This is a genomic window from Burkholderia sp. KL41, from assembly GCF_057005415.2.
The window spans coordinates 2,809,343-2,824,197 of the sequence record NZ_CM174447.1; the positions used below are offsets into that span (position 1 = coordinate 2,809,343).

Here is a 14,855-nt window from a genome sequence, read left to right on the forward strand (position 1 = left end):
GATGTTTTCCTCAGAACAGTTGGCCGCCCGACATCAGCAGGTGCTCGACGACCGGGCCGAGCGCGAGCGCGGGCAGGAACGTGAGGCCGCCGACGACCAGGATCACGAAGACCAGCAGGCCGGCGAACAGGCCCGTCGACGTCGACAGCGTGCCCGCGCTTTCCGGCACGCTCTTCTTCGCGGCGAGGCTGCCCGCGACCGCGAGCATCGGCAGCAGCGTCAGGTAGCGGCCGATCAGCATCGCGAAGCCGATCGTCGTGTTGAAGAACGGCGTGTTCGCGTTCAGGCCCGCGAACGCGGAACCGTTGTTGGCGGTGCCCGACGTGTACGCGTACAGCACCTCGCTGAAGCCGTGCGGGCCGAGGTTCGCAAGGCTGTCCATCGTCGAGTGCAGCATCGCGGCCAGCGCGGTGAAGCCGAGGATGCTGAACGGATGCGCGAGCACCGCGAGCATCACGAGCTTCATCTCGCGCGCCTCGATCTTCTTGCCGAGGAACTCCGGCGTGCGGCCGATCATCATCCCGACCAGGAACACCGTGAGGATCGCGAACGTGAACAGGTTGATCAGCCCGACGCCGTCGCCGCCGAACACGTTGTTCAGCATCATCTGCGCGATCGGCACGAGGCCGCCGAGCGGCGTCAGCGAGTCGTGCATCGCGTCGACCGAGCCGGTGGTCGCGGCGGTCGTGACGGTGGCGAACAGGCTCGTCTGCGCGATGCCGAAGCGCATCTCCTTGCCTTCCATGTTGCCGCCCGGCTGCGCGGCGCTCATCTGCTGGTCGACGCCGAGCCCGGCCACGAGCGGATTGCCGTGCTGCTCGGCCGAATAGATCACGGCCAGGAAGCCGACGAACATCACGACGAACGCACCGAGGATCACCCAGCCCTGGCGGCGCCGGCCGATCATCGTGCCGAGCGTGTATGTCAGCGCGGACGGAATCAGCAGCATCGACAGCATGTGCAGCGTGTTGGTGAGCGGCGTCGGGTTCTCGAACGGATGCGCGGCGTTCATGCTGAAGAAGCCGCCGCCGTTCGTGCCGATGTGCTTGATCGATTCGAGGCTGGCAACGGGCCCCGTCACGATCTGCTGGCGCGCGCCTTCGAGCGTGGTCGCCCACGCATCGGACGCGAGCGTCTGCGGCATGCCCTGCCACACGTACACGAGCGCCATCGCGAAGCTGAGCGGCAGCAGCACGCGATAGGTCACGCGCGTGAAGTCGACCCAGTAGTTGCCGATGTCCGCCGCGCTCTTGCGGCTCAGGCCGCGGATGAAGCCGCCCGCGGCCGCGACGCCGGTCGCCGCGCTGGCCACCATCAGGAACGTGATGACGGCCATCTGCGAGAAGTTCGACAGGCTGCTCTCGCCCGCATACGCCTGCCAGTTCGTGTTCGTGATGAACGACGCGGCGGTGTTGAACGCGAGGTCGGGGCTTTGCGCGGCGCGCTGCAGCGCATCGAACGGCAGCGTGTCCTGGATGCGCAGCAGCAGATAACCGAGCAGCATCATCCCGGCATTGCTGAGCAGCAGCACCATGCCGTAGCGCTGCCACGACATCGCTTCGTCGGGATTCACGCCGAGCAGCGCATAGGTACGGCGTTCGACCCACGCGTGGCGCGGGCTCGTAAAGGCGTGCGCGAGCCATTTCCCGACGACGGGCACCAGCGCCAGCATGATCGCGAGAACGATCGCGAATTGAATGAGATTGTTGAACATGTCGACGCTCGCTCAGATCCGGTCAAGGCCGGTGATGAAACCGGCCGTCAAGGCAAAGAACGCGAGCGTGAACAGAATGAAAAGCAGATCGCTCATGACATTCACCGATATTTTTCGAATTCCTGTTGAATCGCGCCGATCAATACCGCTCGGGTTTGATCAAGGCATGAAACAGATAGATAAAGAGCGCGAGCGACAGCGCGCCGGTGATCCACAACATGGCTTTCCCCTTTTTTCGTATGCGCGGCGACACCGCGCGATCGTCGGCGTGGCGGGCCTTGCCTTGCCGGCACAGGCCCGTGTGACGCCCCCATGCTCGTCTGGCGAATGGGATGCGACAGTGTAGAAATCCGCGTATCAAAGCGGTGTTCAATTTCTTTACAAGGAATAAAAAAGCTGTAAAGACGAAAGCCGGCCGACCGGGCATTTTTATGCGTTCTTTTCAGGGCCCGCGCGAGTCTATACACCGTATCGTCACCGCGATTCCTAGAATGGGCGGCATGTCCAAGACGAGATCTCCGCGGTGCGGAGCACGATGCGACCGGGGTGCCAGCATGAAACCGACCAGAACCGAAACCGCCGCTTCACGCGATCTGCCGCCCGTTCGTTCGCGGCGCCGGTACCCCGCCGACGAACGCGTGCTGCTGTCGATCCGCGTCGAATCCGACAACCTCGCCGTCGTGCGGCGCCTGCTGCACCAGGCGGTCGGCGCCGCGCTCAATTTCTACACGGCCGCGATCGACAAGCGCACCGGGCGCGCCTGCATCGAGCTCGAGGTCGCACGGTCGCAGGCATCGCCGGCCATCCTGTCGATCCTCCGCCTGCTGCCGGCCGCCGAGTTCGGCACGATCCGCCTGTTGCAGCACTAGCGGCGTTCGCCGCGGCGGCGCGTGACACGCGTCACGCGCCGCCTCCCCTTTTCAACGATTCAACGATTCAACGATTCATCGATTCGAACGCGTGTTCCGGCGCGAACGCGCGACGAATCGTCGTTCCCGTCGCGACGGGCCTTTCCAGGAAGCACTCACAATGAAAAAAGCAGTCGTCGGTACCCTTTCCCTCGTGTTCTTCGGCGCCGCCGCGCACGCGCAAAGCAGCGTCACGCTCTACGGGATGCTGGATGCGGGCATCGCCTATACGAACAACCAGTCGGGCAAAAGCGCGTGGCAGCAAGGCAGCGGCCTGCTGTCGAATACGGTCTTCGGCCTGAGCGGCAACGAGGATCTCGGCGGCGGCCTGCATGCGCTGTTCCGCCTCGAGAACGGCTTCAACCTGAACAACGGCACGCAGTCCTACCGGAACACGATGTTCGGCCGCCGCGCGTACGTCGGCCTGCAGAGCGACCGGTACGGCGCGCTGACGCTCGGCCGCCAATACGATGCCGTGGTCGACTACCTCGGCCCGCTCGCGATGGCGAACAACGGCGACGGCAACAATCTCGCGTCGCATCCGTTCGACAACGACAACATCGACGATTCGTTCTACATCGACAACGCGGTGAAATACACGAGCCCGACGCTCGCCGGCTGGCAGTTCGGCGGCCTGTACGGGTTCAGCAACGCGGCCGGCGGCTTCGCGAACAACCGCGCGTACAGCGCGGGCGTGTCGTATGCGAACGGGCCGGTCAGCCTCGGCGCCGCGTACCTGCAGCTCAACCGCGGCGGGCTGACGGCCGGCGGCGCGCTGTCGACGAACGACGGCCCGAACTTCCCGGCCGTGCGCCAGCGCGTGATGGGCGCGGGCGGCAGCTACGCCTTCGACCGGCTGACGGTCGGCGCGCTGTGGACGCACTCGATGTTCGACGAAACGGCCGCGTCGTCGCTGCCCGGCGCGCTGAACGCGCTGCGCTTCGACAACTTCGAGGTCAACGCGCGCTACACGCTGACGCCGGCCGTCTCGTTCGCGGGCGCCTATACGTTCACCGACGGCCGCTACGACGACGCCACCGGCAGCCACCGGCCGAAATGGCACCAGGTGACGCTGATGGCCGACTACGCGCTGAGCAAACGCACCGACGTGTATGCGGAGACGGTCTACCAGCACCAGTTCGGCGTGCCGTCGGGCGCGACGCTCGGCTTCGCGAACGTGACGGGGCTCGCGGCTTCGTCGACCAACACGCAGGTGGTCGCGACGGCCGGCATCCGGCATCGGTTCTGACCGCGCGCGGACTGCCGCGGGCCGGCCGCTCTGTGCAATCCCGCATGGACGCGCGCCGGCCGAACAGGGATCATTCGGGAAATCCGGGCCCGCACGCCCGCGAAACCGGTACACTCGGCGCCGGGCGCGCGCCGGATCGGCATTCGGCGGCGGGCCGCCGCCGACTCTGGAACCGTGATCCCATGACCACACCGATCTATCAGGAAATCAAGGACTTCATCCTCGCGCGCATTCATGCCGGCGAATGGGCGGAAGGCGACCAGGTGCCGTCGGAAAACGAACTCGCGCGCGAATTCAACGTCGCGCGGATGACCGTGAACCGCGCACTCCGCGAACTGACCGCCGAGCAGGTGCTCACGCGCACGCGCGGCTCCGGCACGTACGTCGCGTCGCCGAAGTACGAATCGACGCTCGTCGCGATCCGCAGCATCTCGGACGAAGTCGCCGCGCGCGGCCACGGCTATCGCGCACAGGTGCTGCTGGTCGGCGCGGCCGTTGCCGACGCGAAGCTCGCCGACGAACTGCAAATCGACACGGGCAGCGCGATCTTCCATTCGCGCGTGCTGCACTTCGAGAACGACACGCCCGTGCAGCTCGAGGAACGCTGGGTCAATCCGGCCTGCGCGCCCGAATACGCGTTGCAGGACTTCACGACGACGACGCCGAACCAGTACCTGACGCGCGTCGCGCCGCTGCAGCGCGTCGAATACCGGATCGAGGCCGCGATGCCCGACGCCGAAACACGCCGCCACCTGACGATGGACGACCGCGAGCCGTGCCTGCTGCTGCATCGGCGCACGTGGTCGCAAGGGATGGTCGCGTCGGTCGCCAACCTGTGGCACCCGGGCAGCCGCTATCGCTTCACCGGGCATTTCTGACGTCGACGCGCGGGCTCACCGCGCGCCCGGCCGTCCCCAGCGCTCGATCGCACTGACGGCCAGCGTCAGGCCTTCGTCCTGCGCGATGCGCGCGCCGAGTTCCGTTGCGCGCGCCTTCGTATCGCCGCGCTCCGCGAACGCAATAGCCTGCACAAGCGCGGCGGCGTCCACGCGCCGCCCCGCGACCGGCGCATCCGCGACGCCGAGCCGCTGCAGCCGGTCCGCCCAGAAGAACTGATCGCCCGCGAACGGCACGACGACGGACGGAATGCCGGCCCGCGCAGCCGAATGCGTGGTGCCCGACCCGCCATGATGGATCGCCATCGACACACGCGGGAACAGCCGGTCATGCGGCGTATCGCCGATCACATGAACGTGCGCGGGCAGCATCGACGCGTCGATGCCGCTCCAGCCAGGATGGAACAGCGCACGCCGGCCGCCGAGCGCGCGCACGAGCGCATCGGCCATTCCGGCGCGATCGAAACCGGCCATGCTGCCGAAACCGATGTACACGGGGGGATCGCCCGCGTCGAGAAACGCCGCGAGATCAGGCGGCGGTTCCCATTCACGTGCATCGATTCGCCACTGGCCGCAAGCCAGCGCCTGCGACGGCCAGTCGGCCGGGCCCGACAGCAGTGCAGGCGACACGCCGTACAGCATCGGGTGATCGGTCCACACCCGCCTGCGCGGCGGCAACGCGCACACGCTCGCGCGCGCCGCGTTCGTCGACTGCCTGAACGCCTGCCACAACAGCGCGTTCACGAACCGGTGGCTCGCGCGGTTCAGCCAGCGCGGCACCTTCTGCGGCGGCAGGAACGGCGATGCGAATGCCACGGTGGGCGTAATCGGGATCATGCCGGCGCCGATCGCCGGCACGCCGCGATACTCGGCAACCGACAAGCCGACGAACGATACGAGCCCCGACACGAGGATCGCATCGCACCCGGCCGACGCATCCGCGACCTGCCGCATCCACGCGGCCGTGTTCGCGTTGGCGATCGCCGCGAGCGCCTTCGACGTGTCGTTGAAGCCGCCGCGCCCGCGCACTGCATCGGCCAATGCGCCCTCAGGCGCAATCGCGCGGCGGATATCGCCGGACAACGCCGCCGACGGCACGCCGAGCATGGCGGCCGAGCCGAGCGTTGCCGCGTCGGCCAGCAGCCGGACGTCATGGCCGGCATCGATCAGCGCACGACCGAGCGCCGCGAGCGGGCGCGTGTCGCCTTCGGTGCCGTAGGTGGCGATGACGAGTTTCATGCGTGACTCCTTGCGCCTGACGGAGGCAGGTGGATTCATAAAAGTGCACGTCGTATACTAATGCAATTCGTACACTTTTATCCGATCCCTCGCCATGCCGACTCCGACCGACGATCCGGGCCGCCGCGCGCGCAAGCGCATCCAGATGCTCGCGCACCTCGCCGCCACCGGCGCACGCCTGTTCGACGCGCACGGTTACGATGCCGTCACGATGGAGCAGATCGCCGCGCAGGCCGATGTCGCGAAGCGCACGCTGTACAACCACTTTGCGACGAAGGAAGCCGTGCTCGCGCACTGGCTCGAAGGTGAACTCGCGCGCGATCTCGCCCATCTGCAGCGCGATGTCGCGCGGCGCAAGACGTTCGTGTCGCGCATCGGCTGCGTGCTCGATGCATCGGCCGCGTGGTGCGAGCAGCATCCCGCGTACCTGCTCGCGTATCTGCGCCATCGCTTCCTGAGCATTGGCGCGGCCGAACCGGAAAGCGGCAACGAGAACGGCAGCGATATCGCGTTCGTGTGGCAGCAACTGATCGCGGCCGGGCAGCAATCCGGAGAACTGAACGGCACGCTGCGGGCCGACCAGCTCGCGACGTGGTTCCATCACCTGTATCTCGCGGCGATGCTGCGCTGGCTGACCGTGCCGGGCCTGTCGCTGAAACGGGAGTTCCAGGCGGTCGCGAAGCTGTTTGTCGAAGGCGCGGAAGCGAAACGCTGAACGGCACCGGTAAAGCATCGAGCGACGCAGAACCGGCCAGCGCAGCGCCTCCGGTGAATACGGTGCGATAGCCGCGTCGCGCGGCGCATACGCATTTTTACGACGAACGCATGCATCGCATGCCAAATTTCCCGCGCGGCAGTATGCTGGGGACGTACGGCTGCGCACGACGCTTCGGGTAATCCCTGTATCGGCACATCGTCGCGCGGCCGTCGCGACCGCAATCATGCGTTGCAAGGAGGGATTCGTGATGGCAACCACGCATCAGCACTTCCACCTCGAACTACGGCACGCCACCGCGCCGACCTATTTCATCAGCTACCTGTTTCCCGCCTTGCTGTTCGTCTACGAGCTGCTGCGCGTCGGCCAATGGATCCGCGATCACGGGATGCAGTTCGGCGCGTTCAAGCAGATGGGTTACGAGTATCTGCTGATGCTGCTGTTCGTCGGGCTGCAGATCTTCGTCGAGGCGATCTTCCTGCTCGGCGCCGCGATGCGCCGCGACAATCGCGACTTCGAGCACCGGCTGCCGAACGTGATCCTCGGGATCGGTCTCTCGATTGCGCTGCTGGCGATCGATCTCGCGATCCAGCTCGCCTTCTGACGGCCGGCGGGCGCGCGCCCGCCGACGGCAGCCGCGCTCAGGCGAGCGCGTCGCGCAGGAACGTCGCGATGGCGGCCAGCACGTCGTCGGTCCGCTCGCGGTGCGGCATGTGCCCGCATCGGCCGAGCAACAGATACGACGACGGCCCCGCGACGCGCGCGGCGATCCGCTTCGGATGCACGTCGGACCCGTATTCGTCGTCTTCGCCGTGAATCGCGAGCGTCGCGCATTGCACGCGCGGCAGTTCGTCGTCGAGACTCCAGTGGCGAAACGCCGGCGACAGCCACGTGTCGACCCACGCGCGCAGCACCCATTCGGCCTTGTCGCCGTGATAACGCGCGAGCCGGTCGAGCTGGCCCGGCTCGTCGAACTGCTGCCCCGCGTCGCGAATGCCGGCCAGCGTGCGATCCTCGACGAATGCCTGCGCGGCGATCGTCACGAGCGCACGGCAACGCGCCGGATAAGCGGCGGCACACCCGACCGCCATCCCGCCGCCGACGCTGTGCCCCAACGCGACGAACGCGTCGACATCGAGTTGGTCGAGCAACGCGGCGAACGCATGATCGGCCTCGTCGCGCACGAACGTCGTGCCGAGTTTCCCCGGGTGCCGATCCGAACGGCCGAAACCGAGGCGGTCGTAGGCGATCACGTCGCGCCGGGTGGCGCTCGCGAGCTGCGCGGGGAAGTCGCGCCACAGGTCGACGCAGCCGAGCGAATCGTGCAGCAGCACGATCGGTGCGGCCGGCATAGGCGCGGCCGGCTCAGGTGCGGCCGGCTCGGAGGTGACCGGCTCGGGCGCACCCGCTGCCCGTTGCGCCGGGCCGCCGCGCCAGCGTTTCGCAAAGAGGCGCCCTTGCGGCGTCTCGACGGTTGTCTCCTCGATCGGAATGTCGGTCATGTGCCTGTCGTCTGCATGAAAGCGGCCGCGCCTCGGCGGCCTTGCCGGATCCGGCGATGTTGGCCCGCGCCCGCGCACGGCGTCAAGCAAGCCCCCACCGCCCGCGCGTTCATTCGGGCTGCGGCGGCAGATACTCCATCTGCGCCTCGTCGTACAGCCGGTAGATCAGCGCCTGCATCGCGCGGATGTCCTCCGATTCGTCGAGCATCCGCATGCTCATGATGATCGGCGACACGAGGTTCGGATCGTCGAGCGGCTTGTAGCTGATGTCGTCGCGCTTCAGCCCGTACACGCTGTGCGGCACCACCGACACGCCCTCGCCCATCGCGACGAGACCGAGCGCGATCTGCAGTTCGCGCGTCTCGTAGATCTTGCGCGGCTGCAGCGCGCGATCGTGAAAGGCCGCGAGCACCTGGTCCGCATAACTCGGGCGCGGCGCCTTCGGAAAGATGATCAGCGTGTCGTTCACGAGATCGTGCAGCGACAGCACGGGCTTCGCGCTGTCGAGCACATGGCCGACCGGCAGCGCGACGATCATCCGCTCCTCGCGCAGCACGACGCGCCGCACGCTCGGGTCCTCGTGGCGGATGCGCCCGAACCCGACGTCGATGCGCCCTTCCTTCAGCGCCTTGATCTGGTCCATCGTCGACATCTCGTGCAGGCTCAGCTCGACGGCCGGATACTCGCTGCGAAAGCGCCGGATGATCTTCGGCAGCATCCCGTACAGCGTCGAGCCGACGAAGCCGACCGACATGCTGCGTTCGATCTTGCCGACCCGCTTCGTCATCGATTCGAGCTCGGTCGTCTGTGCGAGCAGCTGCACCGCGTGCGAATAGAAGAAGCGCCCCGCGTCGGTCAGCTTCAGCGGCCGTGCGTTGCGCTCGAACAGCGGCACGCCGAGCGCTTCCTCGAGCTGCTGGATCTGCCGGCTCAGCGGCGGCTGCGCGATATGCAGCCGTTCGGCCGCCCGCGTGAAATTCCGCTCTTCGGCAACCGCGACGAAGTAGCGGAGGTGTCTCAACTCCATGTTCGATGTCTCCCGGACAGCGATCCGGCGGTCAACCCTGGCCGGACGATGTCGTCACGATACCGCAGGCGGCGCAATCCGCCACGCACGGCCCCGGCCCGGCGCCGCCCAAAGCAAAACGGGAAGCCCGCGAGCTTCCCGTTGCCTGATCGACGCCGCGGCACGGCGGCGTCACGCGCCGTCCGTCACACCTCGGTCGCGTAGAGCGCGTCGCGCTGCGCGTCGCTCAGCGAGTCGAGCGGCACGTCCGGCAGCTGGTAGCAGATCATCGTGCCGTACAGTTCCGCGAGGCAATTGCTGCCGGCGTCGAGCGCGTAGCCGTCCTCGCCGTCAGGCGCCGGCGGGTACACTTCGCGCCACGCGTTGATCGCGGCTTCGATTCGCACGATGGAAACGGGTCCGGCCTTCCGCTCGGCGGGTGATGCGCTCATGGATTCCTCTGGGTTGCGCGCTCCGCGGGCCGTATCGGCCCGGATGGAACGATGAAAACGCCGGGCATCTCGCCGGCCGCCGCACCGCGCGCGCGCCGGATGCCGATCCGCGCTGCGCGCTCCGCGCCGGCCGGGCCGTGGCCCGGTAGGGTCGGGCAATATAACCGGCTTTGACCCCGTGCAGGCAAAAGCCGGGCAAAAAAAACGGGAAGCGCGCGGCTTCCCGTTTCATCGCATGCCGCGCGGCCGTGTGCCGCGCCCGCGTCAGCCCGCGGTTTCGCGGTTCGCCACCGGCTGCCGCTGCGCGCCGCGGCTCGCGGCGAGCCACGGCGCGATTTCCATGTCCTCGTAGCGCACGAAACGGCTTTTCTTCAGGAACCGGAAGCCGAGCCACACGACGAGGAACAGCGGAATGCCGACATAGGTCGCGGCCACGCCGGCCCAGTCGATCCGGTTCGCGAGGAACGCCTGATAGTCCTGCCCGAGCGCGATCACGAGGCACAGCACGAACGCGAACAGCGGGCCGAACGGGAACCACTTCGACTGGTACGGCAGCTGGTCGAGCGCGTAGCCCTGCTTCACGTAGCCCTTGCGGAACCGGTAGTGGCTGACCGCGATGCCGAGCCATGCGATGAAGCCCGTCATCCCCGACGTGTTCAGCAGCCACAGGTACACGGTCTTGTCGCCGTACAGCGACGTGAAGAAGCACAGCGCGCCGACGGCCGTCGTCGCATACAGCGCGTTGCGCGGCACGCCGCCGCGTGACAGCTTCGCGAAGATCCTCGGCGCACGGCCCTCGGTCGCGAGGTTGTAGAGCATCCGCGTGGACGCGTACATGCCCGAGTTGCCGGCCGACAGCACGGCCGTCAGGATCACCGCGTTCATCACGCCGGCCGCGAATGCGAGGCCCGCGTGGCGGAACACGAGCGTGAACGGGCTCACGCCGATGTCGGTCACGTCCGTCTTCAGCAGGTTCGGGTCGGTATAGGGAATCAGCACGCCGATCACGAAGATCGCGAACACGTAGAACAGCAGGATCCGCCAGAACACCTGGCGCACCGCGCGCGGGATCGTCGTGCGCGGGTTTTCCGATTCGCCGGCCGCGACGCCGATCAGCTCGGTGCCCTGGAACGAGAAGCCGGCGATCATCGCGACGCCCATCAACGCCGGCAGGCCGCCCGCGAACGGCGCGTCGCCGATCGTCAGGTTGCCCCAGCCATTGCTCGGCGCGCCCTTCAGAATGCCGAAGATCATCAGCAGGCCGACGCCGATGAACGCGACCACCGTGACGACCTTGATCAGCGCGAACCAGTATTCGGCCTCCCCGAAGCCGCGCACGGTCAGCGCGTTGAGCAGGAACATCACGCCGAGGAACGCCGCGCTCCACCACACGCCGGGCACGTCCGGAAACCAGTAATGCATCACGAGCTGCGCGGCGACGAGCTCCACCGCGATCGTCACGGCCCAGTTGTACCAGTAGTTCCAGCCGAGCGCGAAACCGAAGCCCTCGTCCACGTATTTCGCGCCGTAGGTCGCGAACGAGCCCGACACCGGCATGAACGCGGCCATTTCGCCGAGGCTCGTCATCAGGAAGTAGACCATCAGGCCGATCAGCATGTACGCGACCATCGCGCCGCCGGGGCCGGCCTGCGAGATCGACGCGCCGGACGCGACGAACAGGCCCGTGCCGATCGAGCCGCCGATGGCGATCATCGTCAGGTGGCGCGCCTTCAGCGCGCGATGAAGCTTGGGTGGGTTCGCGGACGAACCGGGTTGGTCGGATTTCGGAAGTGCGGACATAAACGAGACGAACGTTGAGCGGGCCGGCATCCGTAGCCGGCGCATGCGGAATCGGAGCGCGGGGCGCGTCCTGCGATGCATTCGATGCGGCCCCGATACGCGTTGCGCGGCGGGCGCCTGCGGCGAAGCGCGGATTCTACCTGATTCGTCACGGGGGCAGCTCAGGTGCCGCCGCCCGCGGCCGCTCGGGAGATTTCGCAGAATCAAGGGGTTGGCCGCGTCGCGACCGGGCCGGCCGGGCCGTCGCCGCGCGCCGGTGCAAAAAACCATGCGCATCGGGTGGTCATCCGGTTTTCCGCTGCCACGGTGTTTCTCCGCTGCCTTGTCGCAATCCGCCAGCTACCGCGGCGGCACACATAATCGCCGGGTAATCACGGGATTATTCAGACAAAATGACCGATATCGGCAATTGATTCAAATCAAATCACCCGCACCTAAAGCGGTAATGATGCGTAACCGTTTCGAATCGCCGCCCGGGCATGCATCTTTTGCATGCGCACACGAATGCCGCGAATTCGCGAGATAATGCGGCCCGATTCGAAATCAACAGCGAGCGGAATCGCCAACGACGCGATATCCGCCGCCCGCCGCCCTCGAGGATGAAGTCATTCACGCTGCCCGCCACGCTGCGCCGCCATACGGCGTCGATCGTGGCACGCATTCTGTCGCCCCGCGGCGTGCTCGTTGCGGGGATTTTGCTGCTGATGTTCAGCTGGGGGCTTTCCACGGCGCTTTTAATCGAGGCGCGGCGCGATGCATATGACCATGCGGTCGAAAATGCACGCAACCTGATGCTGCTGATCGAACGCGATATCGCGCGCAATATCGAGCTCTACGATTTGTCGCTGCAGAACGTCCTCGACGGCGTCGCCGATCCGGAACTGACCACATTACCGCCCCGCCAGCGCCATCGGCTGCTGTTCGACCGCGCCGCCACCGGCGAATATCTCGGGTCGCTGTTCGTGATGGATGCGCACGGCAATATCGTGATCGATTCGAGCGCATCGCCCGCGCGGCAAGGCAACTTTGCGGATCGCGACTATTTCGCCGTGCACCGCAACGATGTCGCGCAGGGCCTCTATATCAGCCGGCCGTACGCATCCCGGCTGCGCGGCGGCGCGCTGACGATCGCGCTCAGCCGCCGGATCACGCTGCCCGACGGCTCGTTCGGCGGCATCGTCGTCGGCACGCTCAGCATCGACTACTTCCGCGCGCTGCTCGACGGCCTCGCGGTCGGCAAGCACGGGAGCGCGGCCATCGCCGAGCTCAACGGCACGCTCGTGAGCCGCCTGCCCTACGACGCGCGCGTGGTCGGCATCGACCTGCGCGGGTCGCCGCTGTTCATCGAGGCGCTGCGCAGGCAGGAAGGCGTGCTGTCGGGCGTCGGCAGCATCGATGGCGTGCGGCGCGTCTATGTTTACAAGCATCTTGCCGGCCTGCCGCTGATCGTCGACGTCGCGCCCGCCGAGGTCGACATCTACGCGTCGTGGCACCACCGCGCGATCTGGACCGTCGTGCTGATGTGCCTGTTCACCGGGTTCATCGCGTGGGGGTCGCTGGCGCTGTCACGCGAACTGAAGCGCCGGCAGGTCGCCGAATCGAAGCTGTACCGGCTCGCGCACACCGATGCGCTGACGGGCCTCGACAACCGCGGCACGTTCGACACGGTGCTCACGAAGGAGGCGCAGCGTGCGTCACGCAGCGGCCGCCCGCTGTCGGTGCTGTTCGTCGACGTCGATCACTTCAAGGCGTTCAACGACTACTACGGCCATCCGGCCGGCGACGACGTGCTGCGGCGCGTCGCGCAAACCGCGTCGCGCTGCCTGCGTCGCGACAGCGATCACGTCGCGCGCTACGGCGGCGAGGAATTCGTCGTCACGCTGCCCGACACCGATGCGCAAGGCGCGGTGACCGTCGCCGAAGGTATCCGGCGCGCGATCGCGGAGCTCGGCATCGAGCACGTGAAAAGCCCGTACGGACGTGTCACGGCGAGCATCGGCGCGGCGACCGCCGCCGACGGCCGCCTGAATGCCGCGACGCTGCTGCAGCGTGCCGACGAGGCGCTGTACCGCGCGAAGTCCGGCGGACGCAACCGCGTGCTGGAAGCGCTGCCGGGCACCGCGGACGCATGACAGCACGCTGACGCGCCGCGAAGCCGCGCGGCGGCCGGCCCCGCCGGACGACCGCGCCCGTGGACAGCCCTGCCGCGTTCGGCTAGCGTTACGTCTGCTGCGCACGCGGCGCGGCGCCGGCCCGCGCAGGCCGCGATGCGCGTTCCGGCCACTCCAGCTCCGCCATGACCACCCCGTTCCCTGCCCGGCTGCCGCCGCTCCTGCGCAACGCGCTCCGCCCGCTGCTCGACCCGTACCGCCGCTACCGGCACGCGAAGCTGATCCATGCGGCGCGCGTCGCGCTCGCGATTCTCGTGTCGATCGCGCTGTCCACCGGCCTGAACGTGCCGCACGGCGAATGGTCGACGATTACCGTGCTGATCGTCGTCGGCGGGCTGCAGCATCACGGCAACATCCGCAAGAAGGCGGCCGAGCGCGCGCTCGGCACGTCGATCGGCGCGCTCGCGGGGCTCGGGCTGATCCTGCTGTATTCCGCCGCGCACGCGCCGATCGCGATCTACCTGCTGATGGCGCTCGCGTGCGGTGTCTGCGCGTATCACGCGATCGGCAAGGCCGGCTATATCGCGCTGCTGTCGGCGATCACGATGGTGATCGTGGCCGGGCACGGCGACAACGAGATCGTCGACGGCCTGTGGCGCGCGGTGAACGTGCTGATCGGCATCGCGATCGCGCTGGCGTTCTCGTTCGCGCTGCCGCTCTATGCCACCTATTCGTGGCGCTACAAGCTCGCCGACGCGCTGCGCGCGTGCGCGGCCGTGCATGCGCGGCTCGCGGGCGACCGCCAGGTGAGCGACGACGCGCACCTGAAGGAAATGGCCGCGCTGAGCGCGCTGCTCGTGCAGTTGCGCTCGCTGATGCCGTCGGTGTCGAAGGAATGCGAGACGTCGATGACGCAGCTCGAGGCGATCCAGCGCAGCCTGCGCCTGTGCATCGGCTATCTGGAGATCCTGTCGAGCGCGGTACCGGCCCGCGACGACCTCGCGGCCCGCGAATACATGCGCGTCGACATGAAGGCCGTGAACCGGCGCATCCGCGATACGCTGGTGGGCGCGAGCCGCGCGCTCAAGTTCGGCACGCCAAGCCGGCTCGCGCCGCGCCGCCGGCCGGCCGAGCCTGCGCACGACGCACCGCCGCCGCAGCTGTCCGGCTACGTGTCGATCACGGCCAAGCTGGCCGGCGAAGTCGACCAGTTGCGCGAGAAGCTGCTCGATACCGCCCAGTCGTGGAATATCTGACGCTCGC

At 67.5% G+C, this 14,855-nt stretch carries 14 protein-coding genes; 7 read left to right on the forward strand and 7 right to left on the reverse strand.

Features of this window, described 5'->3' with window-relative positions:
* Positions 1-10: 10 nt before the first annotated feature.
* Together kdpA and kdpF are read right to left on the reverse strand one after the other, a co-directional pair.
* Complete coding sequence (kdpA, locus tag PQB87_RS29925; protein WP_021157335.1) at positions 11-1,714, reverse strand: potassium-transporting ATPase subunit KdpA; 1,704 nt, start codon at positions 1,712-1,714, stop codon at positions 11-13.
* Between the two features lie 139 nt (positions 1,715-1,853).
* Positions 1,854-2,141, reverse strand: coding sequence for a K(+)-transporting ATPase subunit F (gene kdpF / locus PQB87_RS29930; protein ID WP_489243123.1), 288 nt, complete (start codon positions 2,139-2,141; stop codon positions 1,854-1,856).
* A 127-nt stretch (positions 2,142-2,268) separates the two neighbouring features.
* Between kdpF and PQB87_RS29935 the strand changes: the two genes are divergently transcribed.
* The 3 genes from PQB87_RS29935 to hutC all read left to right on the forward strand — a co-directional run bounded on the left by PQB87_RS29935 (position 2,269) and on the right by hutC (position 4,749).
* Positions 2,269-2,583: a hypothetical protein gene (locus tag PQB87_RS29935; RefSeq protein ID WP_081064032.1), complete on the forward strand. Its 315-nt coding sequence runs from the start codon at positions 2,269-2,271 to the stop codon at positions 2,581-2,583.
* Positions 2,584-2,743: 160 nt separating this feature from the next.
* Positions 2,744-3,871: a porin gene (locus PQB87_RS29940; RefSeq protein WP_489243124.1), complete on the forward strand. Its 1,128-nt coding sequence runs from the start codon at positions 2,744-2,746 to the stop codon at positions 3,869-3,871.
* A 182-nt stretch (positions 3,872-4,053) separates the two neighbouring features.
* Entirely contained in the window at positions 4,054-4,749 is a 696-nt protein-coding gene (hutC, locus tag PQB87_RS29945) for a histidine utilization transcriptional repressor HutC (protein ID WP_174413664.1), read from the forward strand.
* A gap of 15 nt (positions 4,750-4,764) precedes the next feature.
* On the opposite strand, the gene PQB87_RS29950 is transcribed toward hutC, so the two are convergent.
* Positions 4,765-6,006 (reverse strand): glycosyltransferase, encoded by a 1,242-nt coding sequence (locus tag PQB87_RS29950; RefSeq protein WP_489243125.1) that lies wholly within the window; start codon positions 6,004-6,006, stop codon positions 4,765-4,767.
* 94 nt (positions 6,007-6,100) lie between these two features.
* On the opposite strand from PQB87_RS29950, the gene PQB87_RS29955 reads away from it, so the two are divergent.
* Together PQB87_RS29955 and PQB87_RS29960 are read left to right on the forward strand one after the other, a co-directional pair.
* Positions 6,101-6,721 (forward strand): TetR/AcrR family transcriptional regulator, encoded by a 621-nt coding sequence (locus PQB87_RS29955; RefSeq protein WP_489243126.1) that lies wholly within the window; start codon positions 6,101-6,103, stop codon positions 6,719-6,721.
* A gap of 250 nt (positions 6,722-6,971) precedes the next feature.
* Positions 6,972-7,325 (forward strand): hypothetical protein, encoded by a 354-nt coding sequence (locus PQB87_RS29960; protein WP_021157344.1) that lies wholly within the window; start codon positions 6,972-6,974, stop codon positions 7,323-7,325.
* 37 nt (positions 7,326-7,362) lie between these two features.
* Here the strand turns inward: PQB87_RS29960 and PQB87_RS29965 are convergent, their stop codons facing one another.
* The 4 genes from PQB87_RS29965 to PQB87_RS29980 form a co-directional block, all read right to left on the reverse strand.
* Positions 7,363-8,223 carry an alpha/beta fold hydrolase gene (locus tag PQB87_RS29965; RefSeq protein WP_489243127.1) on the reverse strand — a complete coding sequence of 287 codons (861 nt, stop codon included), beginning with the start codon at positions 8,221-8,223 and terminating at the stop codon, positions 7,363-7,365.
* Positions 8,224-8,332: 109 nt separating this feature from the next.
* Positions 8,333-9,250 (reverse strand): LysR family transcriptional regulator, encoded by a 918-nt coding sequence (locus PQB87_RS29970; protein WP_021157347.1) that lies wholly within the window; start codon positions 9,248-9,250, stop codon positions 8,333-8,335.
* A gap of 185 nt (positions 9,251-9,435) precedes the next feature.
* The gene (locus tag PQB87_RS29975) at positions 9,436-9,681 is read right to left on the reverse strand and encodes a DUF3717 domain-containing protein (protein ID WP_042973317.1); all 246 of its coding nucleotides are present in this window, start codon (positions 9,679-9,681) and stop codon (positions 9,436-9,438) included.
* Between the two features lie 264 nt (positions 9,682-9,945).
* The gene (locus tag PQB87_RS29980; RefSeq protein ID WP_059684604.1) at positions 9,946-11,481 is read right to left on the reverse strand and encodes an amino acid permease; all 1,536 of its coding nucleotides are present in this window, start codon (positions 11,479-11,481) and stop codon (positions 9,946-9,948) included.
* Positions 11,482-12,080: 599 nt separating this feature from the next.
* On the opposite strand from PQB87_RS29980, the gene PQB87_RS29985 reads away from it, so the two are divergent.
* Both PQB87_RS29985 and PQB87_RS29990 read left to right on the forward strand, forming a co-directional pair.
* Entirely contained in the window at positions 12,081-13,613 is a 1,533-nt protein-coding gene (locus PQB87_RS29985) for a GGDEF domain-containing protein (protein ID WP_042973353.1), read from the forward strand.
* A gap of 164 nt (positions 13,614-13,777) precedes the next feature.
* Positions 13,778-14,848, forward strand: a complete 1,071-nt coding sequence (locus tag PQB87_RS29990) for an FUSC family protein (protein ID WP_489243128.1) — start codon at positions 13,778-13,780, stop codon at positions 14,846-14,848.
* Positions 14,849-14,855 lie beyond the last annotated feature (7 nt).

Coding starts and splice junctions, on each gene's coding strand:
- kdpA (WP_021157335.1), bottom strand. CDS start 1,714: ATGTTCAACAATCTCATTCAATTCGCGATCGTTCTCGCGATCATGCTG.
- kdpF (WP_489243123.1), bottom strand. CDS start 2,141: ATGCCCGGTCGGCCGGCTTTCGTCTTTACAGCTTTTTTATTCCTTGTA.
- PQB87_RS29935 (WP_081064032.1), top strand. CDS start 2,269: ATGAAACCGACCAGAACCGAAACCGCCGCTTCACGCGATCTGCCGCCC.
- PQB87_RS29940 (WP_489243124.1), top strand. CDS start 2,744: ATGAAAAAAGCAGTCGTCGGTACCCTTTCCCTCGTGTTCTTCGGCGCC.
- hutC (WP_174413664.1), top strand. CDS start 4,054: ATGACCACACCGATCTATCAGGAAATCAAGGACTTCATCCTCGCGCGC.
- PQB87_RS29950 (WP_489243125.1), bottom strand. CDS start 6,006: ATGAAACTCGTCATCGCCACCTACGGCACCGAAGGCGACACGCGCCCG.
- PQB87_RS29955 (WP_489243126.1), top strand. CDS start 6,101: ATGCCGACTCCGACCGACGATCCGGGCCGCCGCGCGCGCAAGCGCATC.
- PQB87_RS29960 (WP_021157344.1), top strand. CDS start 6,972: ATGGCAACCACGCATCAGCACTTCCACCTCGAACTACGGCACGCCACC.
- PQB87_RS29965 (WP_489243127.1), bottom strand. CDS start 8,223: ATGACCGACATTCCGATCGAGGAGACAACCGTCGAGACGCCGCAAGGG.
- PQB87_RS29970 (WP_021157347.1), bottom strand. CDS start 9,250: ATGGAGTTGAGACACCTCCGCTACTTCGTCGCGGTTGCCGAAGAGCGG.
- PQB87_RS29975 (WP_042973317.1), bottom strand. CDS start 9,681: ATGAGCGCATCACCCGCCGAGCGGAAGGCCGGACCCGTTTCCATCGTG.
- PQB87_RS29980 (WP_059684604.1), bottom strand. CDS start 11,481: ATGTCCGCACTTCCGAAATCCGACCAACCCGGTTCGTCCGCGAACCCA.
- PQB87_RS29985 (WP_042973353.1), top strand. CDS start 12,081: ATGAAGTCATTCACGCTGCCCGCCACGCTGCGCCGCCATACGGCGTCG.
- PQB87_RS29990 (WP_489243128.1), top strand. CDS start 13,778: ATGACCACCCCGTTCCCTGCCCGGCTGCCGCCGCTCCTGCGCAACGCG.